Genomic DNA, 24,848 nt, shown 5'->3' with positions numbered 1-24,848 from the left:
TTCGCTGCTGGTCCGCGAGCGGTGTGGCCTGTTCTCGCGCTGTTGCCCACCACCAGCATTCCTAGCTTAGATGTATTGTCCGTTTTCGGTGTTGACCCAGTCGGGGGCGGCGTCGTTCCAACGGGGGGAGTGATCGCGGGTTCGCGTCGTCCGAGCCCTCGGCCGTACGGCTGTGGCCGTCCGGGCCTGGTGGCGGTGGAGCTGGTGGCGGTGGCGGGGTGTGGCTCGCTCCGCGAGCGAGACGGTTGTTCGCGACTACCGCGGCCTTCGGGGTTCACCTGCCGCCGTGTCGGGGTGGCGGTCTCAGCGCGGATCGTCCGGCAGCAGCTGGGCCAATCTGCGGATCGCCCGGTGCTGCAGTGCTTTCACCGCTCCCTCGTTGCGGTTCATGACACCGGCCGTCTCGGTCACCGACAGGCCCAACAGGAAACGCAGTCTGATGCATTCCCGCTGATCCGGGTTGAGTCTGCGGACGCAGTCCAGCAGTTCGCGGTGGGCCGCTTCGGCCAGCACGTGCTGTTCCGGCCCCATCGGTTGTTGCGGGGTGCCGCCACTGTTGGCCTCGCTCGGGTCCGCGAGCGGGACCTCCAGTTTGTTGCGGCTGGACTTGATGTGGTCCAGCAGCAGGTTCTTGGCGATTGTGATGAACCAGGCGGCGACGTCGCGCCCCTGGTAGCTCACCGAGGCTATCCGCCGTAACGCTCGCGCGAAGGTCTCGCTGGTGATGTCCTCCGCCAGGCAGTGGTCGCTGACCCGCAGCAGGACGTAGCGGTAGACCAGGTGCGCGTACTGGTCGTAGAGCCTGCCGAACGCCTGGTTGTCGCCGTCCTGCGCGGCGCGCACGTGGCTCCAGCCGTCCCACTCGTTCGGCTCGGGCACCGTCGACCGCGGTGTCGGGGGTGGTTCGGTGGGCAGCCGTGATTCCTCGGCCGGTGTCGGCTCCCGTGCCACCGAGGGCTCCTCGCGTAACGGGGCTGCTGACGACGGCTGGCGCGCCTCGTGGGGTGCGGGTGGGAGTCGCGGCGTTCGCTGATGTTGCACCGTTGCCTGAAGCATTTTCTGGTCCCTGGAGTCTTCGGTGTGATCGTGCGAGCCTCGTCGGGAATCGGTTGTCAGGATCGGCAGCATACGTCTTGTTACTGCCGGGTAGGTAGTGTGTCCGGAGGTCGAATTGATACCGATTCCCCGAAGTCCCCACCCGAAGCCCTCACCCGAACTCGTCCTCCGGGGGCGGAATCCGGTGATTTCCACCACTCGCGATTCGCCGTTCTCCCTGCGCACCGGCTGATCCGGCGACCGTCGGGTCGGGCGTGGGGTGGACAATCACCAGTGGCGGGCGATCGTGTCCGCGAAACGGCGAGACGGGGTGGTATCGAGTGTCCGAGAGGGCCAGGCACGAGGTGACGCTGCTCGTTCGGCGGGACTGTCCCGCCTGCGACACCGCCGCGGCCGAGATCGACGGCGTGTGCTCCGAGCTGGGGGTCGCCTGGAGCACCTCGGACGTCGACGCCGATGCCGAACTCAGGGCGGAGTACGGCGACAGGGTTCCGGTGATACTCGTCGACGGCGTCGAGCACGGGTTCTGGAAGGTGGAGCCGCAGCGGCTGCGCGCCGCGCTGACTCGTTGAGGCCGGATCGCCGCGCCCCGGTCCCGACGCGGGCCGCCGGCGTTCCCGAAGCTCGTCGTCAGGCCCTTCCCGGTGGCTTCGCGATCCGCAGACCACTCGTTTTGGCACCTCGGGGGGCTGTCGGGGAGGATGTGTTCAGTACCTGTTCCACCACTCGGTCCGGTGGTCGAGGGTCACCCTTCGAGGCGGTTCCCGATCGTGGCGCGGAGCGTGACGGAGTTTCATCCGTCCGTGTTCGCCGCTCGTTCGGTCGTCCGGCTCGGTTTCGGGGATCACGGCCGATTCGGGCGGAGTACCCGGTCCGATCGGAGCGGATCCGGAACGGGTGCCCACCCGTGGGTTCTTCGGGAATCGCGGGGAACGGACGATCGGGTCGGCGGGGCCACGACAGCACGGTCGAGCCCGGCGATCGCCCGAGAATTCGGCCCCGCGTCCGGCAGGGCGTTCGGATGGTTGTGGGGCTCGTTACTACGGGCCGGGTCGACTTTGTGCATGTGTTCACAAATAGCTACGGTGGGCGGTGTCGTGTTGCCGGACTCGTTCCGCGGAATCTCCGCACGCGATTACCGGTGGCGTTGGCATACGCCCCCGGAAGTCACCCCTTCGTGGTCGGTGTTGCGTCCAACCGGGTGTCACGTAGTCCAACGTGGCGGCTGCCGGTGCGCGCTTCCTCCGGCCACCCACGAAAGCAACAGCAGGCAGGTCGAGGGAGAGCCAGCGTGACGGCGCACGGAGACGGCGTGCGAGACGACGCGAAAGCCGCGACCGCGGCGGAAGCGCGGTCGTCGGAGTCGGAGGGGGTGAGCATCCCCGAGCCGCAGGACCGCGCCAGGTCGATCCCGGAAGCGGCGGTGGCACGACTCGCGGTTTACCTGCGCGTGCTTTCCGGCCTGCACGAGCGTGAGGTGCACACCGTCTCCAGTGAGGAACTGGCGGTGGCCGCGGGTGTGAACTCGGCGAAACTCCGCAAGGACCTCTCCTACATAGGCTCTTACGGCACCAGGGGAGTCGGCTACGAGGTCGCCGTACTCATCGGGCAGATCGAACGCACCCTGGGACTGACCCAGCAGAACCGGGTCGCGGTGATCGGTATCGGTAACCTGGGGCACGCGCTGGCGAACTACGGTGGTTTTCCCAGCCGGGGTTTTCCCGTCGCGGCGCTGTTCGATCTCGATCCCGACCTGATGGGGGTGCCCGTCGGCGGCATCCCGGTCGACCACGTCGACGACATTCCCCGGGTGTGTCCCGAGCGGGACGTGACCATCGGCGCCATCGCCACTCCCGCCAAAGGTGCCCAAGAGGTCTGTGACCGGTTGGTCAAGGCGGGGGTTCGGTGCATCCTGAATTTCGCGCCCGTGGTGCTGCAGGTCCCCGAAGAGGTCGAGGTGCGCAAGGTCGACCTCGCCGTGGAGATGCAGATCCTGTCCTTCCACGTGGCCCGGCGGAGTCAGGAATCCCCCGACTCCACCGGTTCCGAGCACGCGGCGACCGGGGCGCCACAGTCGAAAAACAGTGATGTGAACACCGGGATCAACCCGGTGGACGGGATGGTGGTTCGGCCGTGAATCTGCTCACCGTCGGTCTGTCGCACAACAGCTCCCCGGTACGGATGCTCGAACGCATGGCGGTCGGCGCTGACGACGTCGGCAAGCTGCTGCACGAGCTGCTCCGCAGCGAGCACATCTGCGAGGCGATGCTGGTGGCCACGTGCAACCGCGTGGAGGTCTACGCGGTGGCCGAGACCTTCCACGGCGGTCTCGACGACGTCACATCGGTACTCTCCAGGCACGCCGGCGTCGAGTTCAGCGAGCTGGCCGACCACCTCTACGTGCACTACGCCGGGGCCGTCGTCGAGCACCTGTTCTCCGTCGCCGCCGGACTGGACTCGATGGTCGTGGGCGAGGCCCAGATCCTCGGGCAGCTGCGGCAGGCCTACAGCGACGCGGACGAGGCCGAGACGGTCGGCAAGACGCTGCACGAGCTGGCGCAGCAGGCGCTCCGGGTCGGTAAGCGGGTGCACTCCGAGACCGACATCGACGCCGCGGGTGCCTCGGTGGTCTCCGAGGCGCTGTCCGACGCCGAGGACGTGCTGGCGAGCCTTTCGGGCCGTTCCGCCCTGCTGGTCGGTGCGGGATCGATGGGCGCGTTGGCCGCTTCGCAGCTCAAGCGGCTCGGGGTGGCCGAGGTGGTGATCGCCAACCGCACCTCCGGCAACGGGGACCGGCTGGCCGAGTCGCTGCGTTCGGAGGGGCTGTCGGCCGCCACGGTCCCGCTTTCCGAGCTCAGCGGCGCCATCCGCGAGGCCGACCTGGTGGTCACCTGCACCGGAGCAGTCGATGCCGTGCTCGACACCGCCACCGTGTCGAACGCACTCGCGGCCAGGTCCTCGGACGCACCGCTGCTGTGCTGCGATCTCGGGCTGCCGCGCGACATCGAGCCCGAGGTGGCCGAGCTCACGGGCGTCACCGTGGTCGACCTGGAGTCACTGCAGCGCAGGCTGGCCGACCAGCACGGTGGCGGAGCCAGGCAGGAGGCGGGCGACATCATCGCGGAGGAGGTCCGCTCCTACCTGGCCGCGCAGCGCTCGGCCGAGGTGACCCCCACCGTGACCGCGTTGCGCAAGCGTGCGGCGGAGGTCGTGGACTCCGAACTGCTCCGGTTGGACTCCCGGTTGCCCGAGCTCGACACGGATGTCCGGGGGGAGCTCGCGCGTACCGTCCGCCGCGTGGTGGACAAGCTGCTGCACTCCCCGACCGTCCGGGTCAAACAACTGGCGTCGGCCCCGGGCGGCTCCGGCTACGCCGACGCGCTTCGTGAGCTATTCGAACTCGATCCGCAAACCGCCGCGGCCATCGGCACCCCGCAGGCCGTCGAGGAGGGCGAGCACACCGCGCCGGGCACGCGTACCTCGGTCTCGCACGCCCAACCTCCCAGGGCCGCCGCGGTCTCGCGCGATCGTTCCGAACAGGACGGTGAGGACCGTTGACCAGAACCCTCCGGATCGGCACCAGGGGCAGCGCGCTGGCGATGGCGCAGAGTTCCATGGTCGCCGAGGAGTTGGAACGCGCCGGTTACACGACCGAACTGGTTCGGATCGCCACGTCCGGTGACCAGTCGGAGGCGCCGGTTACCGAGATCGGTGTCGGTGTTTTCACTTCCGCGCTGCGCGAGGCACTCGCGGCCGGTGAGGTCGATGTGGCGGTGCACTCGTTCAAGGATCTGCCCACCGCGCCCGATCCCCGACTGGCACTGGCAGCCGTCCCACCGCGGGAGGACCCCCGGGACGCGCTGGTGGCACGGGACGATCTGACGTTGGGGGAACTGCCTCCGGGCTCCGTCGTGGGGACCGGTTCGCCGCGCCGCGCAAGCCAGCTGGAAGCCCTGGGACTGGGGCTGGAAACGCGCGGTATTCGTGGCAATGTGGACACCCGAATGCGCAAGGTGAGCGACGGCGAGCTGGACGCCGTCGTTCTGGCCCGCGCGGGCCTGGCCAGGGTGGGCCGGCTTGAGGTGATCACTGAATCGCTCGATCCACTGCAAATGCTGCCCGCACCCGCTCAGGGCGCGCTCGCGGTGGAATGTCGCGTCGATGACGTGGACACCGAGCACTTGCTGCAGTCCGTGTTGGACGATGAGGCCAGCCGCGTCGCGGTGGCCGCCGAGCGCGCCATGCTGGCAGCGCTCGAAGCCGGCTGTACTGCGCCCGTCGGCGCATTGGCCGGAGTGGTGGAGGACCTCGACGACGACGGCCGTGTGGTTAACCGGCTGTCCATGCGCGGGGTGGTGGCGACCGACGAGAACAGGTTGGTGCGCGCATCCGCCACTGGTGAGACGACCGCCGCTGAGCAGCTGGGCAAGGATGTCGCCGCCCAGCTGCTCGAAGCCAGGGCCGCGTCGCTCCGCGGCCCCGGCAGTAGTTGATGGGGAGTGCCCTGATGACCCGAGCACGTAATACCCCCGGACGAGTGGCTTTCGTGGGCTCCGGTCCCGGTGATTCGGGCCTGCTCACCGTCCGGGCCAGGCAGTTGCTTACACACGCTTCGCTCATCGTGACGGATCCGGATGTGCCCGCGGAGGTTTCCGGACTCGCGGATGACGCCGCCGAGGTGCGTCCGGCCGTCGGTGATCCCGCCGATGTGGCGGGCAACCTGGCGGGCGAGGCCCAGACCGGTCGCCCCGTGGTGCGGCTGGTCGCAGGTGACCCGTTCACCGCCGACGCGGTGGTGCGCGAGGTGCAGGAGATCTCCAAGACCGACGTCTCCTTCGAAGTGGTCCCGGGAGTGTCCGCGGGGACGGCTGTCCCCGCCTACGCGGGCGTCGCGCTCGGCTCCGCACACGCGGAGGTCGACGTGCGCGGCGAGGTGGACTGGGCCGCGCTGGCCTCCACCAACGGTCCGATCGTGCTGCACGCTTCCGGCAGTCACCTGGCGGAGGCGGCCTCGGCGCTGGCCGAGCACGGCATGAGCCCGCAGACTCCGGCCGCGGTCACCGCCTCCGGAACCACCGTGTCCGAACGCACCATCGACACCACCCTGGCCTCGCTGCCCGGCGACGCCGGTGAGCTCCAGGGGCAGCTGGTGGTCACGATCGGCACCGCCGCGGGCAACCGCGCGGCACTGTCCTGGTGGGAGACCAGGGCGCTCTACGGCTGGAAGGTCCTGGTGCCGCGCACCAAGGATCAGGCCGGGGCGATGAGCGACCGGCTGTGGTCGCACGGTGCCGTGGCGCACGAGGTCCCCACCATCTCGGTGGAGCCGCCGCGCAGCCCGGCCCAGATGGAGCGGGCCGTCAAGGGGCTGGTGGACGGCCGCTACCAGTGGGTGGTGTTCACCTCCGCCAACGCGGTGCGCGCGGTGTGGGAGAAGTTCCACGAGTTCGGCCTCGACGCGCGTGCGTTCTCCGGCGTCAAGATCGCCTGCGTGGGGGAGGCCACGGCCGAGAAGGTGCGTTCCTTCGGGATCAACCCCGAGCTGTTGCCCTCCGGTGACCAGTCGAGCGAGGGCCTGCTGCAGGACTTCCCGCCGCACGACGACGTGCTCGACCCCGTCGCCAGGGTGCTGCTGCCGCGCGCCGACATCGCCACCGAGACGCTCTCGGCCGGGCTGACCGAGCGCGGCTGGGAGGTGGACGACGTCACGGCCTACCGCACCGTCCGTGCGGCCCCGCCGCCCGCGGAGACCCGCGAGATGATCAAGACGGGTGGGTTCGACGCGGTGTGCTTCACCTCCTCGTCGACCGTGCGGAATCTGGTCGGTATCGCCGGTAAGCCGCACGCCAGGACGCTGGTGGCCTGCATCGGCCCCAAGACGGCCGAGACCGCCAAGGAGTTCGGCCTCCGGGTGGACGTCCGGCCGGACCAGGCCCAGGTGCCGTCCCTGGTGGACTCGTTGGCCGAGCACGCGGCCAAGCTGCGTGCCGAGGGTGCCCTTCCACCACCCAAGAAGGCCAAGCGCACCCGCCGTTCTTGAGTGAACGGTGCCCGTCGGGTTGCCTGCGGCTTGCTCGGCGGAACCTCGGCGGTAGCCGAAAATCTCGGCGAGATTTTCGGCCGGATCGTGAACCGAGTGGTGCTCTTCGGCGCTGCCGGGGAGCACTCCGATCACTCTCGCAGCCGGCACCGCCGCGGGTTCTCGCGTGCGGCTCTCGCGAGGAAGGCCCGACGTTGTGTAGGTCGCTACCCGATGTCGGGCCTCCCGCAGCGAGAGCCGTGCGAGAGGTTCCGCCACGCAACCAACCTCGACAGCCGACCCCGTTTTTGATTACTCCCGCGAGGTGTTCGAGATATGTACCCGTCGGTCCGCCCGCGCAGGCTGCGCCGCAACGCCGCGCTGCGGCGGCTGGTCTCCGAGACCGAGGTGCGGCCGCGGCACCTGGTGCTGCCGATGTTCGTCCGCGAGGGCGCGACGGAGCCCGTCGAGATTCCCTCCATGCCGGGCGTGCTGCACCACACCAGGGACTCGCTGCGCGCGGCTGCCGTGGACGCCGTGGCAGCGGGCGTCGGCGGGCTGATGCTGTTCGGCGTCCCGAGTGAACGGGACGCCACCGGCTCGGCCGCCGCCGACCCGGACGGGATCCTCAACGTGGCGCTGCGCGATGTCGCGGCCGAGGTCGGCGACGACACCGTGCTCATGGCCGACACCTGCCTGGACGAGTTCACCGACCACGGGCACTGCGGTGTGCTGGACGACCAGGGCAACGTCGACAACGACCGCACGCTGCGGCTCTACGGCGAGATGGCGCTCGCGCAGGCCGAGGCGGGGGCGCACGTGCTCGGCCCCAGCGGCATGATGGACGGGCAGATCGGCGCCATCCGGGAGACGCTGGACGCCGCCGGATTCCACGACACCTCGCTGCTGGCCTACTCGGCCAAGTACTCCTCCGCCTTCTACGGCCCGTTCCGCGACGCGGTCGACTCCCAGCTGTCCGGGGACCGCAAGACCTACCAGCAGGACCCGGCCAACGGCAGGGAAGCGGCCCGCGAGGTCGGGCAGGACATCGCCGAGGGCGCGGACATGGTGGTGATCAAGCCCGCCATGTCCTACACCGACGTCGTCAGGCAGACCGCCGAGATCTCCGAGGTCCCGGTCGCTGCCTATCAGGTCTCCGGGGAGTACTCGATGATCGAGGCCGCCGTCGAACGCGGCTGGCTGGACCGGCGTCGAACGGTGCTGGAGACCCTGACCTCGCTACGCCGTTCCGGGGCCGACATCGTGCTGACCTACTGGGCCGCGCGGGCGGCCCGCTGGCTGCGCGAGGAGTCCGGAGGGGATGCCGCGTGACCGCGCCGCCCGACCCGCACGGCGGTGTGGACCACCGCGCTCCTTCCGCACCCACCGCACCGCCCCGCTCGGTGTGGTTGGCCAGGTGGCTGTGGATAGCCGCCGCGCTCGTGGGGCTGGGGAACACGCTGGTGCGGTTGGCCGACCGCGAGATGCTCATCGGCGAGCTGCGGCGGGTCAACCCCGAGCTGTCGCAGCAGGAAGTGGACGCGGCGGCCAACGGCGGGATCATGTTCGCGCTGTTGGTCATGGCCGGGCTGACGCTGTTGTACGTGTTCTTCGGCAACCGGATGGCGCGTGGTGCCAACTGGGCACGCGTGCTGGTGATGGTCCTCTGCGGGCTGTACGTCTGCGGCAGGTTGTTCGCGTGGTTCACCATCAGCATGGCCCGGTCGGTGCTGGGACCGCAGCTGATGCCCGAGATGGCGGTCGGCCCGCTGACTGTGCTGTTCACCACTGTGATCGCGGCACTGAACATCGCGGTGTTCGTACTGCTGCTGCGTGGTGATTCCAGGCGTTTCTTCGCCGGACCGGGGGTTCGTCGCCCCGGTTGAGCGGGGTTTCCATCCGGTTTCCCCGCCATCGCGGAAATTGGACATCTCGACGGCGGGTTTCTACCGTTTCCGCGTGACTTCCCCACAGAATCCTTGGGAACAGGATCCCGCGAATCAGGGGCAGTACCCGCAGCAACCCGGGTACCAGCCCGACCCGCAGTCGGGTGGCTTCCAACAACCCGATCCGCAGTCCGGCGGATTCCAGCAGTCCGGCTACGGTCCCTCTCCCTACCCCCAGCAGGGCTACCAGCAACAGGGTTATCAGCAGCAGGGCTACCCGGCCGGTCCCGCGCAGGGCGGCTACCCCAACCCCTACGCCGCGCCGCCGGTCTCGGCACAAGAGATCGAAGGCCCGCCACGCCCCAACACGATCGACATCGCTTTCTGGATCGCGGTCGTGGTGCCCCTCCTGGCCACGATGCTGTCGGCGATCTCGATGGTGCTGCAGCGGAACTACATGGAGCGGATGCTGGAGGAGATCTCCGGCAGCTCCACGGTCATGAGCGAGGACATGCTGCGGTTCGCCATGATGTTCGGCGTCGTAGCCGGACTGATCATCTCCGTTGTGCTCACCGGACTCTGGATCCTCTTCGCGTTCAAGATGCGCGCGGGCCGCAACTGGGCCAGGATCACGCTGACCGTGCTCGCCGGTGCCTGGATACTCAACGCCCTCAGCGGCATGGTCACCGCCGCCATCCCGCAGACGGTGCAGCTTCCCGAAGGGGGGAGCTACACCCTGGAGATCCCCACGGCACAGCTGGTGACCAGCTACGTGCAGAGCACCCTCACGTTGCTGGCGATGATCGCTTTCATCGTGCTGGTCTACCTCAAGCGGTCCAACGGGTTCTTCCAGGCGACGGCGCGCCGGTGACAGCGCAGCCGCCGCACGGCGAGCGGGACGGGCACGGATGACGAACACCTCCGAACCGGTACCCACGGGGGTGCCGCGGACGTTGCGAGTGGGACTGGGGCTCTGGGTGGCGCTCGGCGTTTTCCTGCTCGTCCGTGCCGCGATCTCGTGGACCGATCTCGGTGCGCTGCGCGGCGGTCTCGTCGACACGCGAGGGCTGGCTCCGGAGCGAGCCGAGCAGCTGGCCCGCGAGTTCCTCGTGGTCAACACGATCCTGGCGGTCGTGTTGGCCGCGGGCTACGCGGGGCTGGCGTGGTCGGTGCTGCGGCGGCACTCCTGGGCGCGGATCGCGGTCAGCCTGCTCGCCGTGGCGCACGTGCTGTTGCTGCTGCTGTCCGGAGCCTGGAGTGCCTCCAATCTGATCGTGCTCGTGCTGGCGGTGCTCGCGTGGGCGTGCTTCTGGCGCCGGGAGACCTCGGAGTGGTTGGCCGGTGACCGTTGACCGAAGCCGCCGAGATCCGCTACGCCGAGCCGGGGTCGAGTTGGTGGCCGCTGCTCTGGGGACCTGCGTTCGCACTGCTCGGTCTCCTCGTCGAGTTGACGACTCCGGGGCCGCTGCACCTGCCACAGTGGCCGGTACTGGCGGCCCTGCTGGCCGCGGCCGCGGTGCCGTGGATCCGGGCGCGCAGGCGCTTCCACTCGGTAACACTGACTACAGTGGAGCTGACCGTGGGCGGGGAGTCGGTCCCGCTCGACCGTCTCGCGCTGCCCGGGACGGAGCCCACGGCACGCGCCGCTCGGGTACTCGGGGAATCGAGCACGGTGCCGAAGGGGATGACCGAGGTTCCGCTGCTGCTGCGGCAGCCCGCCGATCCCGACAGCGCTGGTGATCCCGATACCGCTGCCGATTCCGACACCACGGCCGGAACCGAGACCGTGGTGCTGGCCTGGGCCCGTTTCCCGGAGGCGTTGCATGCCGAACTCGCGACACTGCTGCGTTCGGAGTAGTTCGCGGCATGCGATGCTGGTTCGGTGCATGATCCCCAATCCGAGCCGACCGCGTCCGAGCGGCCACCACGGCGGTTGCACCAGCCGTGGCGACTGGGCGTGTTCGGGGTCGAGGTGCTGCTGGCGGCGGTGCTGATCGCGTTGGCCTTTCCGGCCTGGGAGAACTCGGTGGTCCGTATCGAGCTGCCCGAGGCCTCCGGCGGTACCGGCGTCTCCCGCATGCTGGGCAGCTGGGTCGCGCTCGCGGTACTCGCGGTCACGACCGGCGGGCTGCTGCTGATCGACGCCCTCCGCCACCTGACGCTGGGAGTGCGCGCCGGTCGTTCGGACAGGCGGTCCCGGGTCGGGCCGGAGCCGGAATCCCACTCCGGGGGAACACCCGAGGCCGGGGGAACACCCGAGGCCGGGGAAGCACCGGATTCGGACGCCCGTTCGTGAACCGAACGACCGCGCTCTGCTCGGTTCGGCCCGCCACCCGGGATCGGCCGCGGGCACCCGTCGACCGAGCACCACTCGAACTGAAGCGGCACGCCGGAAAACGAGCGCGAGATTCACCACCTCCGGCGGGGAGCCCCGAGCCGCGCTCTTCCGCTGCCTGGCAAACTGGGCGGTGTGACTGCCGATAATCCAGCCAACGCGACGACAGCAGCATCCGATCCGGCGCCCCGCTCCCGGCAGCTCTTCGAACGAGCGGAGGCGGTGACCCCGGGCGGGGTCAACTCCCCGGTGCGTGCGTTTCACTCGGTCGGCGGCACCCCACGCTTCATGGTCCACGGGGAGGGCGCGTACCTCTGGGACGCCGACGGCAACAGCTACGTCGATCTCGTCTCCTCCTGGGGGCCGATGATCAACGGGCACGCGCACCCCGACGTGGTCGGCGCCGTGCGCGAGGCCGCCGTCGACGGGCTCTCGTTCGGCACTCCGGCCGGCGGCGAGATCGATCTCGCGCAGGAGATCATCGACCGGGTCGATCCCGTCGAGCACGTGCGGCTGGTCAACTCCGGCACCGAGGCCACCATGACCTCCATCCGGCTGGCGCGCGCGTTCACCGGCCGCGACAAGGTCCTCAAGTTCACCGGCTGCTACCACGGTCACGTCGACTCGCTGCTCGCCGGAGCCGGATCCGGCGTGGCCACCCTCGGGCTGCCCGGCACACCCGGTGTCACGGAGGCGCAGGCCGCCGACACCATCGTGGTGCCCTACAACGACCTGGAGGCGGTGCGGCGGGCCTTCGCCGAGCACGGCGACCGGATCGCCTGTGTGATCACCGAGGCCGCCGCCGGCAACATGGGGGCGGTGCCGCCGCGCGAGGGCTTCAACGCCGCGCTGCGCGAGATCACCCGCGAAGCTGGGGCGCTGCTGGTGATGGACGAGGTCATGACCGGTTTCCGCGTCTCGCGCGCCGGCTGGTACGGCGTGGACGGCGTAGCCGGCGACCTCTACACCTTCGGCAAGGTGATGTCGGGCGGGCTGCCCGCCGCCGCCTTCGGCGGCCGGGCCGACGTGATGGACCTGCTGGCGCCGCGCGGTCCCGTTTACCAGGCGGGCACCCTCGCCGGTAACCCGGTGGCGGTGGCCGCCGGGCTGGCGAACCTGCGCGCCGCCGACGCCGAGGTCTACACCGCGCTGGACCGCAACGCGAGCCGCCTCGGGGAGCTGCTGGGCGACTCGCTGCGCGCGGAGGGCGTGCCCCACCAGATCTCCTTCGCGGGCAACATGCTCAGCGTCTTCTTCACCGAGACCCCGGTACACGACTTCTCGGGTGCGCAGGCACAGCAGACCTGGCGGTTCCCCGCCTTCTTCCACGAGCTGCTGCGGCGCGGGGTATACCCGCCGCCGAGCGCGTTCGAGTGCTGGTTCGTCAACGCGGCCATGGACGACGACGCCTTCCAGATCATCGCCGAGGCGCTGCCCCACGCGGCCGCCGCCGCGGCAGCGGCGGAGCCGGGGGAGTCCAAGTGAGCGGCAGAACGACCGTGGTCCACTTCGTGCGGCACGGTGAGGTGCACAACCCCGAGGGCATCCTGTACGGCCGCCTGCCCGGATACCGGCTCTCCGAGGAGGGGCAGCGGCAGGCCAAGGTCGTCGCCGGTTTCCTGGCCGACCACGACGTCCGGGTGGTGCACGCCTCCCCGATGCAGCGGGCCGCCGAGACCGCGAGCCCGGTGGCCGAGCAGCACGAGCTGGACATCGACACCGACGAGCAGCTGATCGAGGCGGCGAACCGCTTCGAGGGCTGCCGGGTGTCGGTGGGTGACGGCGCGCTGCGCTCGCCACGCCACTGGCCGAAACTCTGGAACCCGGTGCGTCCCTCCTGGGGCGAGGCCTACCTCGGTATCGCGCGCCGGATGCTCGCGGCGGCGCACCGCGCCCGGGAGGCAGCCGGGTCCGGCGAGGCGGTCTGCGTCTCCCACCAGCTGCCCATCTGGATCCTGCGCAGATTCATCGAGGGCAAGGCGCTCTGGCACGACCCGCGCAGGAGGCAGTGCTCGCTGGCGTCGGTGACCAGCCTGGTGTTCCGGGGTGAGAAGTTCGAACGCCTGGCCTACGCCGAGCCGGTGGGCGAGACCGACGCGAGAGCGAGCGGTGCATGAGATCCGACCGGTTGTGGGGCCGTGGTGGCCGTCGCGCGGGTAGGCCTGTCGCCGCGTTGGCGCTGGTCGCGCTGTTCGCGTTGCTGTCCGGGTGCGCGGGCAGCGAGAACGCGGTCTCCGACAACGGTGAGTTCACGTTCGTCTCGCCGGGTGGGCGGACCCGGCTGTTCTACTCGCCGGACGAGCGCGGGCGCGTCACGGGCCTGAAGGGCGAGTCGTTGGCCGACGCCGACAACACCATCCGGTTGTCGGACTTCAGCGGCGAGGTCGTGGTGCTCAACGTGTGGGGCTCCTGGTGCCCGCCCTGTCGTGCGGAGGCCGACGATCTGCAGGCGGTGCAGGACGAACTCGATGACCGGGGTGTGCAGGTCCTCGGGATCAACGTGCGGGACAACCGCGACGCCGCCAACGACTTCGTGCACAACCTGGACGTCGACTACCCCTCCATCTACGACCCGTCCGGCCGCGCGATGCTGGCGCTGAACGGCTTTCCCCGCAGCACCACCCCGGCGACGGTGGTGCTGGACCGCGAGCACCGCGTGGCGGCGATCTATCTGACCGAGGTCACCGAGCAGGGCCTGTTGCCGAAGGTTCGCGACATCGCGAACGAGAACTCCGGCTCCGGTGGGGCCGGGAACACCGGTGATTCCGGCGACAGGGGAGGTTCCAGTAGCACGGGCGGGTCGAGCCCGTCCGAGGAGCGGGAGCCCGGCCGGTAACGAACAGGCCGGTAACGAACAGGCCGGTAACGAACAGGCCGGTAACGAACAGGCCGGTAACGAACAGGCCGGTGCGGACTCCCGGTGACGGCTTCCCGGTCGGTCCGGCGTGAGCGGGAGCCCTCCCCACCGCCGCCGTACGGGTTCCCGGCGGCAGCTGCACGCTCCCGGCGGCACCGGAGCACGTCCGGTGCTCGCCCCGCGAGACGCGGGACCGGAGCATCGCGGCGCGAGCGATGTCCGGATTTTCCGATTCGATGACCTGCGTACTCGTTCCGCCGCGCCGGGAACCGCGGAGCGCTTCCAGCAGCCGAGCCCCGTGACCGGGGCGAACGCGCGCCTCGATGTGGCTTCGGTCACCAGGGGTGCTGTGTGGGCTCGGCAGCGGCTTACCTACCCTCGGGTTCGTGGATCCGACCGAGCTAGTCCAGACCGGCCCGCTGATTCTGGCGGTCGGGTTCGCTGTTCTCGCCGGGACGGTCAGTTTCGCCTCGCCCTGCGTGATTCCGCTGGTCCCCGGTTATCTCGCCTATCTGGCCGGTCTCGTCGGTGCCGACGCCCCGGCGGTCGACACCGCGGAAACCACCGCGGGCCTTCGCCGCGGGCGATGGCGGGTCGCGGGTGCGGCGCTGCTCTTCATGCTCGGGTTCACCGCCGTGTTCGTGATCGCCACGGTCGGCGTTCTCGGGCTCTCCGACGCGCTGGCCCTCAACGAGCCCGTGCTGCGCAGGCTCGGCGGTGTGGTCACCGTGCTCATGGGCCTGGTCTTCCTCGGCGTGTTCCCCGCGTTGCAGCGTGACGTGCGTGTTCGGCGGGTGCCGCGCGGCGGCTTATGGGGCGCTCCCGCGCTCGGCGCCGTCTTCGGACTCGGCTGGACCCCCTGTCTGAGCCCCACGCTCACCGGAGTCGTCTCGCTGGCCTACAGCACCCAGTGGCAGGGCGGGGCCGCGCTGCGCGGTGTCGTGCTGGTGCTGGTCTACTGCCTCGGCCTCGGCATCCCGTTCGTGGTGCTCGCACTCGGCGCGCGCTGGGCCGTACGCGGCACCGGCTGGTTGCGCAGGCACTCCCGCACCATCCAGTGGGTCGGTGGGTTGCTGCTCATACTCGTCGGCCTGCTGCTGGTCACCGGTCTGTGGGGAAGCATGATCGCGTCGCTGCGCGCCCCCATCAACGGATTCGAGTTGCCCATCTGATGAACACTTCGGCCCCCCGGCGAGTCCTGGCCTTCCTGCGCAACACCTGGCGCGGGCTCACCTCGATGCGCACCGCCCTGGTGCTGCTGTTCCTGCTGGCACTCGCGGCGCTGCCGGGTGCGTTGCTGCCGCAGTGGTCGCTGAACCGCCAGAACGTCGAGACGTTCTACGACAATCACCCCACCTGGGCGAAGGTTCTCGACTCCATCGGCGCGTTCAACGTGTTCAGCTCGGTGTGGTTCGCCGCGATCTACGTGCTGCTGTTCGTCTCGCTGATCGGTTGCCTGGTCCCGCGCAGCGCGGAATACCTGCGGCAGCTGCGCGCACGTCCGGTGCGCACCCCGCGCAACCTCGAGCGCATGCCGCACCACGCCGCGGGTACCGTCTCGCTCTCGCCGGACGAGATGTCCGACTTCGCGCGCCGCAGACTGCGGCGCTGGCGCGTGGCCGAGAACACCGAGCAGGACGGCACCCGCACGTTCAGCGCCGAACGCGGTTACCTGCGCGAGGCGGGCAACCTCGTGTTCCACTTCGCGCTGGTGGGGCTGCTGATCACCGTCGGCGGTGACCAGTTGATGCGCTACGAGGGCCAGGTGGTCGTGCAGGCCGACGGCTCGGGGTTCTGCAACTCGGGAACCTACAACTACGACTCCTTCGACGCGGGCCTGACGGTCGACGGCACGAACCTGAGCCCGTTCTGCGTGCGGCTCAACGACTTCGACGTGCGCTACCTGCACTCCGGCCAGCCCGAGCGGTTCCACGCCGACATCGAGTACCAGTCCGGCGAGGCGCTCGACAACGGCAACTGGAAATCCCACGACCTGCGGGTCAACAATCCGCTGCGCACCGCCGGTGACCGCATCTACCTGACGGGCAACGGCTACACCCCGATATTCACCGTCACCTTCCCGGACGGCACCCAGCGGACCAAGAAGACGCAGTGGCAGCCGGTCGACACCACCACCATGCTCTCGCAGGGCGCCACCAAGTTCGACCGGCCCGGCATGTCGAACGAACAGCGCAGGCACAACAACCAGCTGGCGATCACCGGGCTGTTCGCCCCGACCGCCAGCCTCGACGGCAAGGTGCTCAGCTCGCGCTTCCCCGCGCTGCGGGACCCGATGGTGGCCGTGGACGTGCTCAAGGGCAAGCTCGGACTCGCGGGCGACACCGGCCAGTCCATCTTCAGCGTGGACCAGTCCCTCATCGACTCCGGTGAGCTGAACCGGGTGGCCCGCGAGAACCTGGCCGTCGGGGAGACGATCCGGCTGGACGACGGCACCACCATCCGGTTCGACGGGGTGCAGCGCTGGGCGAACCTGCAGATCTCGCACAACCCGTTCCAGCGATACGTCCTGGTCTTCGCCATCGCGGTGGTCATCGGACTCGGTGCCTCGCTGAGCATCAAACGCCGCCGGATCTGGCTGCGGATCAAACCTCTCGCGGACGGTTCGGGCCACACCGACGAGAACGCTTCCGCCGCCGGTGGCGGTGGTGCCTCGGTCGAGATCGGTGGACTCGCGCGAACCGATCAGGCCGGTTACGGCGAGGAGTTCACCAAGCTGACGGACGAGCTGCTCGGAAGTGGGGCGGAACCCACCGCGGGCTCGTCGGGGACCGACTCCCCCGGAAGGAGCAGTTGATGGTCAACCAGACACTGTCCGATTTGAGCGACATGGCGTTCGCGACCTCGGTCGTGATCTACATCCTCGCCATGTTGCTCTACTTCGCCGAGTTCGCCTCCGGCAAGGCCACGGGCAACGCCGCCGAGAACGCCGAACCGGCGCGGGCGACCGTCGGCGCGGGCGGGGTAGCCACCAAGGAGCCGGGCTCGGGGCCGGTCGTCGGTCGGCTGGAACCCGAGCCCCGCAAACCGTGGTCGGAGCGGTTCGGCGGCATGGCCGTGGCCGTGACCGTGCTCGGTGTGCTCGTGCACGCCTTCTCGCTGGTCATCCGGGGCGTGGCAGTGGGGCGCGTGCCGTGGGGCAACATGTACGAGTTCGGCTCGGCGATCTGCCTGGTCGCGGTCGTGGCGTGGCTGGTGGTGCTCTACCGGCAGTCCCGCGCCGTCCGCAAGCCCACCACCGCGCCCAAGCTGCGGGGGTTGGGCGGTTTCGTGCTGCTGCCCGCCACGTTGTTGCTGTTCCTGTCCGGCACCGCGCTGTACGCCACCGCCTCGCAGCTGCAACCCGCGCTGCGGTCCTACTGGATCTGGATCCACGTCTCCGCCGCGATCGTGTCCACCGGTGTGCTCATGTTCGCCGGTGTCGCCAGCGTGCTCTTCCTCGTGCGGCTCCGGAGCGAGAACAATCCGACCGACCCCGGCCGCATCGGCGAGCGGCTGCCCAGCAGCCAGGTGCTCGACCGGTTCGCCTACCGCGCCACCGTGCTGATCATGCCGGTGTGGACCTTCGCGATCATCGCGGGCGCGATGTGGGCCGAGGCCGCGTGGGGACGCTTCTGGGGCTGGGACCCGAAGGAGACCTGCTCGCTGATCGCCTGGATCGTCTACGCCGCCTACCTGCACGCCCGGGCGACCTCGGGGTGGCGGGGGACCCGCGCCGCCTGGATCAACATCTTCGGCCTGGCGGTGATGATCTTCAACCTGTTCTTCATCAACATCGTGATCTCCGGGCTGCACTCCTACGCGGGGCTGTGACCGGTCGTCTCCTCCCCCATCGGTGGTCCTTCGTCGAGCCGTGGCGGCGCATTCGCGCTCGTGGCACCCGGTGCTCGCGTGATCGTGGATATTGTCCGTAAGATCGCGGTTGTGGTATGGCCCGGTGATCCGGGCGGGCCCGCGGGAAACGGCGCGGGCTTGCGGGAAACGGCGCGGGCCGGGCCCCGCGTCGGACGCCCGCCGTGAACCGGGTGAGTTTCCGCCACTACCGTGCACACGGGCCGGGTAGGTCTCGATTCGTTCTTGGAGGATTCGAACGGTGACCGGAAGAAACGACGAGCCGGACGCCCGGCAGGATTCGGGACGGTTTCCCGCCGGGGGAGGAGCGGAACCGAACGCGGAGTCGGCCGAGAGCTCGTCCTCGTCGGGGCACGCCGCCCCCGACTACGGCGCTCCCGCCCAGCAGGCGGGAGGTCATCCCGAGCAGGCACAGCAGTACCCCGTGCCGGGGCAGTATCCCCAGTCCGGCCCGAATCCGGTGGTCAACCCGTACGCCAATCCCGCGGCTTCGGGGCCCAGGCCGGTTCCCGGCGGTGATCCGAACCAGGCACAGTCCGGCCCGTACCAGATGCCGCCAAACGCCCCGTCCGGTCCGTACCCGGCTCCGGGAAGCACTTCCGGGCCGTACGCCGCCGCACCCGGGCAGCCCTATCCGCCACAGGGGGTTCCGCCCAACCAGCAGGCCCCCAGCCAACAGGCCCCCGGCCAGCACCCCGTCCCGGGGCAGCAGTGGGTCCAGCCTCAACCGGGCCAGCAGCCCCAACCCGGTCAGCAACCCCAGCCCGTTCCCGGTATGCAACAGGTGCCGCCCGGTCAGCAGGATCCCGCCGCCGCGCAGGACCTGTCCTCGGCGCAGTTGCTGCGCCAGGCCAAGCGTCCGCCGCAGTCGGGATGGCGGCGCGCGATCTACCTCGCCAGCGGCAAAACCATCAACCCGGGCGAGAGCCCGGCCGATGTGCACCGCAGGGAGCTGATCTCGCGCATCAACCAGCCGCTCCACGGCTGCTACAAGATCGCCATGCTCAGCCTCAAGGGCGGGGTCGGCAAGACCACCACCACCGCCACGCTCGGCTCCACGTTCTCCTCGCTGCGCGGCGACCGGGTGGTCGCGGTGGACGCCAACCCGGACCGGGGGACGCTGAGCCAGAAGATCCCGCTCGAGACCACCGCGACCGTGCGTCACCTGCTGCGGGACGCGCCGCGCATCCGCAAGTACAGCGACGTGCGCTCCTACACCTCGCAGGGCCCGAGCAGGCTGGAGATCCTCGCCAGCGAGCAGGACCCGGCGGTTTCCGAGGCGTTCAGCGAGAACGACTACCGCACCGCCGTCGACCTGCTGGAGCACTTCTACAACGTGGTGCTCACCGACTGCGGGACCGGGTTGATGCACTCCGCGATGAAAGGGGTGCTGGACGTGGCCGACTCGCTGGTCATCGTCTCGCCGGGCTCCATCGACGGCGCGCGCAGCGCTTCGGCCACACTGGACTGGTTGGACGCCCACGGTTACGGCGAGCTGGTGTCGCGTTCGGTGGCGATCATCAACTCGGTGCGGCCGGGCTCCGGCAAGGTCGACGTCGACAAGTTGGCCGCGCACTTCGGCTCGCGGTGCCGCTCGGTCTCCAAGATCCCGTTCGATCCGCACCTGGAGGAGGGCGCGGAGGTCGATCTGGACCAGCTGGCCGCTTCCACCAGGCTGGCGCTGCTCGAGCTGGCGGCCACGGTGGCCGACGACTTCCCGCACGCAGCCGGTAGGCAGCAGGCCGGCTGACGAGACGTTTACTTCGCAGGCTGCCGAAGGGCTAGCTTGGCGGAACCTCGCGCACGGCTCTCGCTGCGGGTCCGGAGACATCGGGTAGTTACTACACAACGTCTCCGGCGTCCTCGCGAGAGCCGCACGGGAGAACCCGCGGCGGTGCCGGTGGCGAGGGTGGCCGGAGCTCGGCTTGCGAGGGTGCTCGGAGCTCGGCCCGCGTCGAAGGGGCGCGGCGATTTCGCGAGAAATTGACGCTGCCCGGGCCGCGTACCGCCGTACTGGGGGCGTCAATTTCGTGGGAAATTTACGGCTACGGGGCGCACGGCCTCGGCGAGCAGCGATTTCGTGGGAAATTTACGTTGCTGACGGCCGGAACCCGGTCACGGGGACCGGGCCGGGGTACTCAGCTCTCGTCGCGGGGTTTGCGCTGTTGCTCGGAGATCCTGCGGAGGAACTCGGGGTCGTCGTCCGGTGCGGTTGGGCGTTGGGGCTGTTCGGTGCGCTTCTCCAGCGTCTCCCGAATGGGACCGAAGCCCTGCCACAGCAGCACGACGAGCGTTATGGCACCGATTGCCGCCAGGATGTAGACCATCGTGGTCACCTCCGTTGTTCCGTCGGGGCAGCGGATCCGCCGGTTGTGGCGCTCGTCCCGCTGTTCGTTGCCGCATGCCGGATCGCTCGCCGTGGTGCGGGGATTTGTCCGATCCGTGTGGCGTGCGAAGTTCCATGATAACCGGTCGACGAAACCGGCAGGAGTGTCGATTATCGCGCGATGCGGTGAGGAATGTCGCGCGGTGGGGGCAGGCGGTGCTCGCAGGGCAACGCGGGCAGCATCACTCGGTGCCGAAGGCAGTATCGCTCGGCGAGGTAGCCGGGACTTGTCGCCGAGCCGGTGGTGCGGAGTTGTCTCACAATCTCGGCGGCCCGGATGAAGGGTGGGTGTTGTCGCCCGGCGCCGAGCCGGTCGCATTGCCGGACGGCAGGGTTCGTGACCTCGTGGTTCGTACCTCGCGGTCGCCGTACCCTGCCACACAGCAAGGCGTCGGCTCGGCCGGGCGTGCTTCCCCGTTCACCCGGAGTCGGGTGAGCACCCGGTCGAGGGTGCGCGCCGAACCCCGCTCAACTGGGAACTCCGCTCAGCGGGCGGTGCCGATCCCGTGGGGCATGTCCGCGTCGTTGGTCAGCTCGGCGAGCATCGTGCGAACCTCGGACTCACGGAACCGACGGTGGCCGCCCGGTGTGCGGATCGAGCCGATCCGGCCCGCGGTGGCCCAGCGGGTCACGGTTTTCGGGTCCACCCGGAACATAGCGGCGACCTCTCCTGGGGTGAGCAGATGGTCCTGGCCGTTCTGCGTGATCTGTTGGGTCGACGCTGTCACTGGTGACCTCCACGGTCGAACGAATGGTATCCGGGCATTCCGGTCGCATCCTGGCACCGATAGGGGCAAGTACTCGAACCGTTGGGTCCAGGTAAAGGGAAAGTAAGGGACGAAAGGTGCGGTTCGGGCGCGGTGAGGGTTCGTGGTGGCGTCCTCTACCCTGGCTGACGTGCAGCAACAGCAGCAGGAAACGCCCGAGGGCCCGGAGGAACCACGCGGCGGGGAGACCTCCGGCGCGGAGCGGCCACCGCGCGGTGGAAACCTCGCGCGGGACATCACGCTCTACACCGTCGCCAGGTTCGGACTGCTGGCCGTGTTGGCCGGGGTGCTGGTGCTTTTCGACGTTCCGTTGCTGGTGGCGCTGGCCGTGTCCGTGGTGGTGGCGATGCCGCTCTCCCTGGTGGTTTTCTCGGGGCTGCGCCGCAGGGTGGCCACGGGCATGGCCGAGCGGGCCGCCGAACGCGCCGAACGTAAAGAACAGTTGCGGGCGCAGCTGCGCGGCGAGGCCGACAGCGTCGAATCCGACCCCCCGGTGGACGACGAGCACTCGGACTCCGACCCGCCTCGTGACTGAACTCACCTTCCGATTAGTTGTTCGCCCCCACCCGCCCGGCGATTTCGCGAGAAATTGACGCGCTCCGAGGCCGGGCGAAAGTGGCGAGGCAGCGATCCTCCCGCCGTTTCCCGGGGCGGGTAGTGCTGGGCGAAGTCGGGTAGTGCGGGGCGAAGTGGTGGCGGAAGCTTCTAGAGTCGGTGCAGTCCGTCGAGCACGCGGCGCATGAGCGCGAGATCGGGATGCTCGGCTGCGGGACTCTCCGTGGCACCGGTGGGGTTTCCGTTCCCGGTGTTCGCGCCGGAGATCGGTTGTACGGGTTCCGGAATCGCCGGGCCGGGCGGCGGAACCGGTTGCGGTGCCGCGAGGTCGAACAGCCGCGGGTATCGGTCCGGGTCGCACAGCGGCCAGCCGATTACTTCGGCTGAGGGGCGTTCGGCCCGGAAGTGAGCTTCCAGCCGCAGTGCGGCCAGTCGTCGGGCGGCGGGACCACTGCCACCCGCGTGGCGGGGTCGGTAGCTGACGCGGTTTCCCCAGGCGCCGAGCACGATCGCGGTGCCCAGCAGCAGCACCGCCGTGCCCAGCAGCATGGCCGGATGGGTGTTCATTCGGAATCCTCTCGCTTCCGTGGTTCCTCGGGAGTTGGCCCGGTGGTGGGTGGCTGCTCGCTCGGTGGCAGGCAGCCGAAGGCGAGTACCGCGGCGTGGTCGCTCAGTTCGTGGGAGAGGTGTCGCAGTGCCGAGGCGGTCTCGGCGCACTGCCGGGCGGTGGCCCGACCGGCCGCTATGTCGTGGATGGTGCGGTTCAGCCGTTCGGGGTCGTGGTTCAGGGCGATGTTCGGCCGCGTCGGGTGACCGGTCACGAGGCATCACCGGCGCGCGGCGCCGTGTCCGGCTCTGTCTCCCGCGTGCGGGGAGTTCCGCGTTCGGCGGTCGTCATTCCGGTTGTCCTTTCCGCGTCGCTGTGTCGTCTCGGCAGATCGTCGTGTCGTTCCGGGGACTCGTTGGCGTTTCGGTGGTCGGGGCGCGCGGTTCTCGCGCTGTTGGGAACCGCCCGGCCGAGACGGGGAAGGGGAGCGGCCCGGCCGGGCGGCGGACGGTCCGGCCCCGGAGGTCGGGGCTCACGGGACCGGGCCGTGGTTCAAAGGGCGCGTAAACCGGAGAGGACGCGGGCGAGCAGCTGTGGGTGTGGCGGGGCGAGGGTTGTCGGCGCGTTGATCTCGGCGGGCCGAGCGGGTAGGTCGCTGTTGCCCGGTCGGCGCTTCGCGATCGCGGGTAGTGGCAGCGTGCCGCGCCAGCGGGACCAGCGACCCGCCCTGATGGCGGGCATGATCTCCGTGGGTGCCGCGTCGGCCCGGAGCTGTTCCGGCGGTGCGGCGGGTGGCGCTTCCGGGGGCGGTGCCTCAGGCATCCGATTCGTTCGCGTCGTCAGTGGGAGTGCTGTCAGCGGGAGTGCTGTCGGGGGGAAGTTCGCCGGTGGGGAGCTCGCCGCTCGGCAGTGCGGCGGCGTGTTGCCGCAGTGCGGCGGCGAGCTCGTCGAGCACGGTGGCGGTGTCGCGGCACTGCGTCGCGGTGTAGCGCTGCCCGCCGATCTCGAAGGCGGCGTCGCTGAGCATCCACTCGCCACGCCGCAGGAAGACGGAAAGCTGGGTGTGCGGACGGCTCATGACCGCTCGCCCGCCCGGATCGCGTCGTCGAGCACGTCCCGCAGCAGCTTCGCCTGCTCGACCGTCCACTCGGTCCGGTTGTAAACGGTCGGCGTGTCGATCCGGATCACCCTCGGCGTCCACTGTGACCGCCAGATCCGCAGCGACGACGAGCCGGACTCATCCCTGCACCGCAGCCGTATGCCCGGGTGCGATACCTGATTTCTCTGGGGCAACTCGTTACTCCTAGCCTGTACCGAAAGCAATGGGCAATGTCTTCCTTGATGGACATGTTCCATTTTTTTGGAACATGTCCAGCGTATGCAATCCTTCGATCAGGTGATGGTTTAGTGCCATGCGTGACGGCCTAGGATCTGGTACATGGCGGTTACCAGAGGTGGAACGCCCAAAGCACGTGCACTCGGCGCTGAACTGCGTGAAGCGCGTGAGGCGAGTGGGCAAAGTCTTCGTGCGGTGGCACGCGAACTCGAAACCAACCACGTGAAACTGGGGCGATACGAATCAGGAGCTCAGGTTCCCGCCCCTGAATTCGTCGCGGTCTACCTCGCGGCCTGCGGTACCACCGCTTCAGAACGAGACCGCGTTGTTGAGATGGCGCGTGATGCGGATCAGCCCGACTGGCTCACGACGGGGCGGAACGGGTCTCGTCACGAGCTGACCACGCTGATCGAGTTCGAGCGGACGGCAATCGCGATCTCTGATGTTGCTACGGATCTTGTGCCGGGATTGCTGCAAACTTCGGCATACGCTCGCGCGCTCATGTTGGAAATGTCCGATCAGGAGCGCGAGACGCGTGTGTTGATGCGTGTCGGCCGCCGTGAAGTCCTGACGGACAAGGGCGTCGCGTTCACAGCGATCATCAGCGAACGGGCGCTGTCGGAACCGATCGGCGGTCACCCGGTGATGGCGGAGCAGCTACGCCACATCGTCGACATGAGTGAGCGGCCCAATGTCGCTGTTCAGGTGCTGCGTTCAGGATCGACCGTTGCACATCCGGCGCATATGGGGTCGTTCGTGCTCTACAACTTTCCGAAAGCTTCACCGATCGTGCATTTCGAGCACTATCAGTCGGCTTCGTTCCTGCACAACCCGACCACTGCCCAGGACTACGCCGAAGCGGTTACTACCCTGCAAACGTTGGCGATGAACGAGGAAGAGTCTAAAAAGTTCATCGCCAACCAAGCAGAGGAAATGGAGGCCATTGATGACGGTACACCACCCTGAGGGATGGCGGAAATCGAGCCGTTCTGGCCGGGTTAGCAACTGTGTTGAGGTCGGTCGTATCGCGGATGGCGCGGCGGTGCGTGACACCAAGGATCGCTCGGCCGGGTACTTCACCACTACCGGCCCGCAGTGGTCGGCGTTCATTGACGCGGTGAAGGCCGAGAAGTTCGGCTGATTCAGCGGCGAGAAGTCCAGCGCCTCCGGATGCGTTCCGGAGGCGCTTTTTCGTGCGAGTCCCGCCCGGCCGGGCCGCCCCGTGTCACGGAGT

29 protein-coding genes are annotated in these 24,848 nt (G+C 69.2%); 21 read left to right on the top strand and 8 right to left on the bottom strand.

Annotated features, from left to right (window positions below; translation table 11 throughout):
* Positions 1–303: 303 nt before the first annotated feature.
* Positions 304–951 carry a sigma-70 family RNA polymerase sigma factor gene (locus BLR41_RS03635; protein ID WP_245693796.1) on the bottom strand — a complete coding sequence of 216 codons (648 nt, stop codon included), beginning with the start codon at positions 949–951 and terminating at the stop codon, positions 304–306.
* Positions 952–1,376: 425 nt separating this feature from the next.
* Between BLR41_RS03635 and BLR41_RS03630 the strand changes: the two genes are divergently transcribed.
* From BLR41_RS03630 to BLR41_RS03535, 18 genes are all read left to right on the top strand, one after another.
* Positions 1,377–1,628 (top strand): glutaredoxin family protein, encoded by a 252-nt coding sequence (locus BLR41_RS03630; protein WP_092626444.1) that lies wholly within the window; start codon positions 1,377–1,379, stop codon positions 1,626–1,628.
* Between the two features lie 719 nt (positions 1,629–2,347).
* Positions 2,348–3,193 (top strand): redox-sensing transcriptional repressor Rex, encoded by an 846-nt coding sequence (locus BLR41_RS03620; RefSeq protein WP_092626441.1) that lies wholly within the window; start codon positions 2,348–2,350, stop codon positions 3,191–3,193.
* Entirely contained in the window at positions 3,190–4,614 is a 1,425-nt protein-coding gene (locus BLR41_RS03615; protein ID WP_092626439.1) for a glutamyl-tRNA reductase, read from the top strand. Before BLR41_RS03620 ends, BLR41_RS03615 begins: the two co-directional genes overlap by 4 nt.
* Positions 4,611–5,549 carry a hydroxymethylbilane synthase gene (gene hemC, locus BLR41_RS03610; RefSeq protein WP_092626438.1) on the top strand — a complete coding sequence of 313 codons (939 nt, stop codon included), beginning with the start codon at positions 4,611–4,613 and terminating at the stop codon, positions 5,547–5,549. Before BLR41_RS03615 ends, hemC begins: the two co-directional genes overlap by 4 nt.
* 14 nt (positions 5,550–5,563) lie before the next feature.
* Positions 5,564–7,096 carry a bifunctional uroporphyrinogen-III C-methyltransferase/uroporphyrinogen-III synthase gene (locus BLR41_RS03605; protein ID WP_092626436.1) on the top strand — a complete coding sequence of 511 codons (1,533 nt, stop codon included), beginning with the start codon at positions 5,564–5,566 and terminating at the stop codon, positions 7,094–7,096.
* A 315-nt stretch (positions 7,097–7,411) separates the two neighbouring features.
* The gene (gene hemB, locus BLR41_RS03600; RefSeq protein WP_092626435.1) at positions 7,412–8,407 is read left to right on the top strand and encodes a porphobilinogen synthase; all 996 of its coding nucleotides are present in this window, start codon (positions 7,412–7,414) and stop codon (positions 8,405–8,407) included.
* Positions 8,404–8,961 (top strand): hypothetical protein, encoded by a 558-nt coding sequence (locus BLR41_RS03595; protein WP_245693794.1) that lies wholly within the window; start codon positions 8,404–8,406, stop codon positions 8,959–8,961. The genes hemB and BLR41_RS03595 overlap by 4 nt, the downstream gene beginning before the upstream one ends.
* A 73-nt stretch (positions 8,962–9,034) precedes the next feature.
* Positions 9,035–9,832, top strand: coding sequence for a proline-rich domain-containing protein (locus tag BLR41_RS03590; protein WP_143012986.1), 798 nt, complete (start codon positions 9,035–9,037; stop codon positions 9,830–9,832).
* A 37-nt stretch (positions 9,833–9,869) separates the two neighbouring features.
* Positions 9,870–10,313, top strand: a complete 444-nt coding sequence (locus tag BLR41_RS03585; RefSeq protein WP_092626432.1) for a hypothetical protein — start codon at positions 9,870–9,872, stop codon at positions 10,311–10,313.
* Positions 10,310–10,819: a hypothetical protein gene (locus BLR41_RS03580; RefSeq protein WP_092626430.1), complete on the top strand. Its 510-nt coding sequence runs from the start codon at positions 10,310–10,312 to the stop codon at positions 10,817–10,819. Before BLR41_RS03585 ends, BLR41_RS03580 begins: the two co-directional genes overlap by 4 nt.
* A gap of 24 nt (positions 10,820–10,843) precedes the next feature.
* Positions 10,844–11,257 (top strand): hypothetical protein, encoded by a 414-nt coding sequence (locus BLR41_RS03575; RefSeq protein ID WP_176797796.1) that lies wholly within the window; start codon positions 10,844–10,846, stop codon positions 11,255–11,257.
* Positions 11,258–11,431: 174 nt separating this feature from the next.
* Positions 11,432–12,781 carry a glutamate-1-semialdehyde 2,1-aminomutase gene (hemL, locus tag BLR41_RS03570; protein WP_092626429.1) on the top strand — a complete coding sequence of 450 codons (1,350 nt, stop codon included), beginning with the start codon at positions 11,432–11,434 and terminating at the stop codon, positions 12,779–12,781.
* Positions 12,778–13,413: a histidine phosphatase family protein gene (locus BLR41_RS03565; RefSeq protein WP_092626427.1), complete on the top strand. Its 636-nt coding sequence runs from the start codon at positions 12,778–12,780 to the stop codon at positions 13,411–13,413. Before hemL ends, BLR41_RS03565 begins: the two co-directional genes overlap by 4 nt.
* Positions 13,410–14,132, top strand: coding sequence for a TlpA disulfide reductase family protein (locus BLR41_RS03560; RefSeq protein ID WP_092626425.1), 723 nt, complete (start codon positions 13,410–13,412; stop codon positions 14,130–14,132). The genes BLR41_RS03565 and BLR41_RS03560 overlap by 4 nt, the downstream gene beginning before the upstream one ends.
* A gap of 407 nt (positions 14,133–14,539) precedes the next feature.
* Complete coding sequence (locus tag BLR41_RS03550) at positions 14,540–15,325, top strand: cytochrome c biogenesis CcdA family protein (protein WP_092626806.1); 786 nt, start codon at positions 14,540–14,542, stop codon at positions 15,323–15,325.
* The gene (gene resB, locus BLR41_RS03545) at positions 15,325–16,968 is read left to right on the top strand and encodes a cytochrome c biogenesis protein ResB (RefSeq protein ID WP_092626423.1); all 1,644 of its coding nucleotides are present in this window, start codon (positions 15,325–15,327) and stop codon (positions 16,966–16,968) included. Before BLR41_RS03550 ends, resB begins: the two co-directional genes overlap by 1 nt.
* Positions 16,965–17,984 (top strand): c-type cytochrome biogenesis protein CcsB, encoded by a 1,020-nt coding sequence (gene ccsB, locus BLR41_RS03540; RefSeq protein WP_092626422.1) that lies wholly within the window; start codon positions 16,965–16,967, stop codon positions 17,982–17,984. The genes resB and ccsB overlap by 4 nt, the downstream gene beginning before the upstream one ends.
* Before the next feature lie 280 nt (positions 17,985–18,264).
* Positions 18,265–19,773: a MinD/ParA family ATP-binding protein gene (locus BLR41_RS03535; RefSeq protein ID WP_092626420.1), complete on the top strand. Its 1,509-nt coding sequence runs from the start codon at positions 18,265–18,267 to the stop codon at positions 19,771–19,773.
* Positions 19,774–20,161: 388 nt separating this feature from the next.
* On the opposite strand, the gene BLR41_RS03530 is transcribed toward BLR41_RS03535, so the two are convergent.
* Both BLR41_RS03530 and BLR41_RS03525 read right to left on the bottom strand, forming a co-directional pair.
* Positions 20,162–20,350 (bottom strand): hypothetical protein, encoded by a 189-nt coding sequence (locus BLR41_RS03530; RefSeq protein WP_092626805.1) that lies wholly within the window; start codon positions 20,348–20,350, stop codon positions 20,162–20,164.
* Between the two features lie 544 nt (positions 20,351–20,894).
* On the bottom strand, positions 20,895–21,116 hold the full coding sequence (locus BLR41_RS03525) for a BldC family transcriptional regulator (protein ID WP_218119915.1): 222 nt from the start codon (positions 21,114–21,116) through the stop codon (positions 20,895–20,897).
* A gap of 163 nt (positions 21,117–21,279) precedes the next feature.
* On the opposite strand from BLR41_RS03525, the gene BLR41_RS03520 reads away from it, so the two are divergent.
* The gene (locus BLR41_RS03520) at positions 21,280–21,711 is read left to right on the top strand and encodes a DUF4229 domain-containing protein (RefSeq protein ID WP_218119886.1); all 432 of its coding nucleotides are present in this window, start codon (positions 21,280–21,282) and stop codon (positions 21,709–21,711) included.
* Between the two features lie 170 nt (positions 21,712–21,881).
* Here the strand turns inward: BLR41_RS03520 and BLR41_RS03515 are convergent, their stop codons facing one another.
* The 5 genes from BLR41_RS03515 to BLR41_RS03500 all read right to left on the bottom strand — a co-directional run bounded on the left by BLR41_RS03515 (position 21,882) and on the right by BLR41_RS03500 (position 23,571).
* Positions 21,882–22,298 carry a hypothetical protein gene (locus BLR41_RS03515; protein ID WP_092626418.1) on the bottom strand — a complete coding sequence of 139 codons (417 nt, stop codon included), beginning with the start codon at positions 22,296–22,298 and terminating at the stop codon, positions 21,882–21,884.
* Positions 22,295–22,552, bottom strand: coding sequence for a hypothetical protein (locus tag BLR41_RS03510; RefSeq protein ID WP_092626416.1), 258 nt, complete (start codon positions 22,550–22,552; stop codon positions 22,295–22,297). The genes BLR41_RS03515 and BLR41_RS03510 overlap by 4 nt, the downstream gene beginning before the upstream one ends.
* A gap of 278 nt (positions 22,553–22,830) precedes the next feature.
* Positions 22,831–23,100, bottom strand: a complete 270-nt coding sequence (locus tag BLR41_RS22355; RefSeq protein ID WP_143012985.1) for a hypothetical protein — start codon at positions 23,098–23,100, stop codon at positions 22,831–22,833.
* Positions 23,093–23,356 (bottom strand): hypothetical protein, encoded by a 264-nt coding sequence (locus BLR41_RS03505; protein WP_092626414.1) that lies wholly within the window; start codon positions 23,354–23,356, stop codon positions 23,093–23,095. Before BLR41_RS03505 ends, BLR41_RS22355 begins: the two co-directional genes overlap by 8 nt.
* Positions 23,353–23,571: a hypothetical protein gene (locus tag BLR41_RS03500; protein ID WP_092626413.1), complete on the bottom strand. Its 219-nt coding sequence runs from the start codon at positions 23,569–23,571 to the stop codon at positions 23,353–23,355. The genes BLR41_RS03505 and BLR41_RS03500 overlap by 4 nt, the downstream gene beginning before the upstream one ends.
* A 145-nt stretch (positions 23,572–23,716) precedes the next feature.
* Here BLR41_RS03500 and BLR41_RS03495 point away from each other — a divergent pair, with 145 nt between their 5' ends.
* Positions 23,717–24,580 carry a helix-turn-helix domain-containing protein gene (locus tag BLR41_RS03495; protein WP_092626412.1) on the top strand — a complete coding sequence of 288 codons (864 nt, stop codon included), beginning with the start codon at positions 23,717–23,719 and terminating at the stop codon, positions 24,578–24,580.
* The gene (locus BLR41_RS03490; protein WP_092626410.1) at positions 24,561–24,755 is read left to right on the top strand and encodes a DUF397 domain-containing protein; all 195 of its coding nucleotides are present in this window, start codon (positions 24,561–24,563) and stop codon (positions 24,753–24,755) included. Before BLR41_RS03495 ends, BLR41_RS03490 begins: the two co-directional genes overlap by 20 nt.
* Positions 24,756–24,848 lie beyond the last annotated feature (93 nt).

Origin of the sequence: Actinopolyspora mzabensis (assembly GCF_900101095.1) — a bacterium.
GTDB lineage: Bacteria > Actinomycetota > Actinomycetes > Mycobacteriales > Pseudonocardiaceae > Actinopolyspora > Actinopolyspora mzabensis.
Note: the sequence above shows the minus strand (reverse complement) of the source record. Positions and strands in the feature narration are given on the sequence as shown.

Excerpts from the sequence above, each read along its gene's own strand:
- BLR41_RS03505 (WP_092626414.1), bottom strand. The coding sequence starts at position 23,356 with ATGAGCCGTCCGCACACCCAGCTTTCCGTCTTCCTGCGGCGTGGCGAG.
- BLR41_RS03585 (WP_092626432.1), top strand. The coding sequence starts at position 9,870 with ATGACGAACACCTCCGAACCGGTACCCACGGGGGTGCCGCGGACGTTG.
- hemB (WP_092626435.1), top strand. The coding sequence starts at position 7,412 with ATGTACCCGTCGGTCCGCCCGCGCAGGCTGCGCCGCAACGCCGCGCTG.
- BLR41_RS03490 (WP_092626410.1), top strand. The coding sequence starts at position 24,561 with ATGACGGTACACCACCCTGAGGGATGGCGGAAATCGAGCCGTTCTGGC.
- BLR41_RS03560 (WP_092626425.1), top strand. The coding sequence starts at position 13,410 with ATGAGATCCGACCGGTTGTGGGGCCGTGGTGGCCGTCGCGCGGGTAGG.
- BLR41_RS03495 (WP_092626412.1), top strand. The coding sequence starts at position 23,717 with ATGGCGGTTACCAGAGGTGGAACGCCCAAAGCACGTGCACTCGGCGCT.
- BLR41_RS22355 (WP_143012985.1), bottom strand. The coding sequence starts at position 23,100 with ATGCCTGAGGCACCGCCCCCGGAAGCGCCACCCGCCGCACCGCCGGAA.
- BLR41_RS03605 (WP_092626436.1), top strand. The coding sequence starts at position 5,564 with ATGACCCGAGCACGTAATACCCCCGGACGAGTGGCTTTCGTGGGCTCC.
- BLR41_RS03530 (WP_092626805.1), bottom strand. The coding sequence starts at position 20,350 with ATGGTCTACATCCTGGCGGCAATCGGTGCCATAACGCTCGTCGTGCTG.
- resB (WP_092626423.1), top strand. The coding sequence starts at position 15,325 with ATGAACACTTCGGCCCCCCGGCGAGTCCTGGCCTTCCTGCGCAACACC.
- BLR41_RS03515 (WP_092626418.1), bottom strand. The coding sequence starts at position 22,298 with ATGAACACCCATCCGGCCATGCTGCTGGGCACGGCGGTGCTGCTGCTG.